Source organism: uncultured Fretibacterium sp. (assembly GCF_963544685.1).
Taxonomy (GTDB): Bacteria; Synergistota; Synergistia; order Synergistales; family Aminobacteriaceae; genus CAJPSE01.
The window spans coordinates 1-3,354 of sequence record NZ_CAUUGJ010000175.1; the positions used below are offsets into that span (position 1 = coordinate 1).

A 3,354-nucleotide genomic window follows, 5' to 3' on the forward strand; every position below is an offset into this window, starting at 1 on the left:
CATACGCGATGTAGCTCCGTCTCGTTGGCTCGGAGATGTGTATAAGAGACAGGCCCCGTATCGGGGGCCGCGCGGCTGTTGCGCCTGTCCTGCGCAGCGGCTCAGCGCCGACGCCGGATGTAGAGGGGAACGAGAGCCAGCAACGCCACCGAGCCCAGGCCCGCACCCGCGTCGCACCCGCTGCCGGAATTCGACTTCGGGGTCTCCCCCTCCTTCTTCATGTCCTTCAGCAGGATACCGCCGCCGTTCGTCCCCAGACGAACCGTCTTCTCCTCGCCGCCCTCCAGCCTGTAGTGCAGCGCGTCGATCCGTGCCGTGTTCAGGGCGTTTTCGGCCACCCTGCCCGTGATCTGGAGCAGGTAGCTGCGCTGCTGCGCCATTGCATGGGCGGAGGCCGCCCGGCCATCGGAAAGAAGTTTGACCCCGATTTCCTCGATCCCCAGGGCCTCGACCCGGATCGAGCCCTCGATCAGGGGAACCTCCGATTTGATGGGAACCTGGATTGTCACTCCATATTTGCCCTGTGCGTCACGAGTGCCCCAGAAGACCGTCCACTGCTCCGCGGAGACCGGGATATCGGCCGGCGCGGGAGGATTCACGGGCGGCACGTCCGGAGAGGTTGGCGGCGTGGGAGGATTCACGGGCGGCACGCCCGGATTACTCGGCGACCCGCCCGGTCTGGACCTGAACGCGGCCCTCAGAGTATGATTCTTCGTCACGTTGCGGAACGTGTACTCGTAACGCGCCGTCCTCGACGGGACGCTCACCGGGGCGTCGTCGACCCTCAAGTCAGCGATCTCGTAACCCTCGTCCGCCAAGATCACGAACGTCGCGTCGTCGCCCGGGAAGACGGCCACGCTGCCGGACAGCGCCTCCGTGGACCCCTGACGCGTGACCCTGCCGCGGCCGGACACGGACACCGTGATCGTGTTGGATTCGATAAGGGTGACATCCATCTCTATCCCTATCCCTCCTAACCCTATGCGGCCTTTGGTATCGTACCGATACGTCACCGTCACCGGTTTGGCGTTAAAGGTGGCCTTGCCGTTGTTTAAGAAGCTCAGCGGGGTAAGCGGAGTGCCGTCGGAAGCCTTACCGGCGAGGTCTTTGACTTTGTCGAACCGATCCCGGGAGAGAAACGCGCCGAGGTCGACGACATACGCACCCCCGATCGCCGAGACCGTCAGGCCGTCCCGCGTCTGGCCGCCCACAGTGGCACTACCGGTCAGAGTCAGCCCCTGCAGATCGAGGAACGTGAGACGGTTTCCTCCGCAATACAACGAATCCAGCCTCGTGTTCGCCACGTTCAGCGCCGTCAGTTGGTTCCCTTCGCAATACAACGAACTCAGCTCCGTGTTCTTGCTCAGGTCCAGCGCCGTCAGCCGGTTGTCGGTGCATTTCAGCGTTGACAGCCTCGTGTTCTTGCTCACGTCCAACGACGTCAGCTGGTTCTGCTCACAATACAGATACATCAGCTTCGTGTTCTTGCTCAGGTCCAGCGTCGTCAGCCGGTCGTTCTTGCATTCCAGCTTTTGCAGCTCCGTGTTCTGGCTCACGTCCAATGCCTTCAGATCGTTGTTGGAGCAATCCAGATTCCTCAGGTTCGTGTTCCCGCTCACGTCCACCGTCGTCAGATCGTTGCTGGCGCAAGCCAGATCCGTCAGCGCCGTGTTCTTGCTCAGGTCCAGCGTCGTCAGCCGGTTCTCGTAACACGACAGCCACGTCAGCTTCGTGTTCTTGCTCACGTCCAGCTCCGTCAGCGGAGTGTTCTCACAATGCAGCGACGTCAGCTCCGTGTTCTCCCTCACGTTCAGCGCCGTCAGCAGGTCGTTGGTCTCGCAATGCAGATCCTTCAGCTTTGCGTTCCATCTCATGTCCAGCGACGTCAGCTCCTGTTTGGCGCAAACCAGCGTCTCCAGATACGTGAAATACTCGATCCCTACCAGGTTTTTGGCGCCAAAGTCGGGTTTAACGGTCATACTCTTCGCCGCTTCAATCTCCGCGAGGCTCAAAAACCCGTCCTTGTTTGTGTCATGTTCCCTAACGAAGATAATGAACGTATTATCCGGGAAGTTTGTACTGTTGATCGGCACGTCCGCCGCCAAGGCCGCCCCCGGGGCAGAGGCCGCCAACAAAAACACCGCCAACAAAACCCATACCTTTCTCATCTTCCTTAAAATTCCTCCTTGCCGTTTGCAATGCGTTCCGTCCGGAAGGGCTCCCCACAGGGGAGAACACGCCGCCGGGGCGCAGGGAGGCCCCGCGTCCGGAACGCCGAACCTGTACCCTCGGCCCATGTAGACGCTCGTACTGCGCCTGGCCGATCTCCACACCACAACTATCATACAACTATTTTGACATGCCTTGAACCCCTTTGACGATATTTTCGAGCGAGCATGGCCCGAGGGCTACTTTACGTCGTTATCGCCGGTGTGTCAATCGATGGCGGCCCTTGGGGCCTATCACGCGGGGGGAAGCCCTCAGCGCTCCAGCACCGCGACGGTCTCCACGTGCACCGTCTGGGGGAACATGTCGAAGGAACGGATGGAGGTCAGGCGGTAGCCGTGCCCGGCCAGTATCCGCGCGTCGCGGGCCAGTGTCGCGGGATTGCAGGAGACGTAGACGACCCGCGGCGCCCGGAAGGCGTGGATCGCCTCCAGGACCGCGCGGTCGCAGCCGTCTCGGGGCGGGTCGACGACCACGGTGCCGTAGGAGCCGCGAAGGTCCCCCACCGCCTCCTCGGCGCGGGCGCAGAGGAGGCGCGCCTCCAGGCCGTTGGCCCTCATGTTCCGCTCCGCCATCGCGACGGCGCTGCGCCACTCCTCCACCGCCGTCACGTATGCCCCGCAAGCCCGTGACGCCAGGAAACAGGTCAGGGACCCCACGCCGCTGTAGAGCTCCAGCACGTCCGTCCCCCGCACCTGCTCGGCCGCGTACCGAAAGAGCTGTTCCGCCTGTCCCGTGTTGACCTGGAAGAAGGACGTGGTGTCGAACTCGAGCGTCCATTCGTCCAGCCGCTCTGCGATCCGGCCGGACCCGATCAGGGGCTCGGTATGCGTCCCCAGGATGACGTTTCCCGGCCTGGAGTTGTGGTTCAGCGTCAGGGTGGAGGGGCGGCCCGCCGCCCCCACGGCGACCAGCGCCTTGATGCCTTTGGCCGCGAGGCGCCCGTTGAGGACGAAGGAGAGCAGCGTCTGGCCGGTATGGAACCCGGAGCGCATCACGAGGTGCCGCAGCTTGCCCTCATGGGTCGCCTCGTCGTAGCCGCCGAAGGGCAGGGAGGGCAGTCCCTTCAGAACGGTCCCATAGAGCGCGTTCAGGGGAGCGGCGTTGACGGGACAGGTCTTGATCGGA

General features: G+C 63.1%; 2 protein-coding genes. Both read right to left on the reverse strand.

Features of this window, described 5'->3' with window-relative positions; translation table 11 throughout:
- Positions 1-101: 101 nt before the first annotated feature.
- Complete coding sequence (locus ABLA28_RS11080) at positions 102-2,168, reverse strand: Synerg-CTERM sorting domain-containing protein (RefSeq protein WP_347713716.1); 2,067 nt, start codon at positions 2,166-2,168, stop codon at positions 102-104.
- Between the two features lie 312 nt (positions 2,169-2,480).
- Positions 2,481-3,354, reverse strand: an 874-nt coding sequence (gene rlmD, locus ABLA28_RS11085) for a 23S rRNA (uracil(1939)-C(5))-methyltransferase RlmD (RefSeq protein ID WP_347713717.1), incomplete at its 5' end; no start/stop codon positions are given.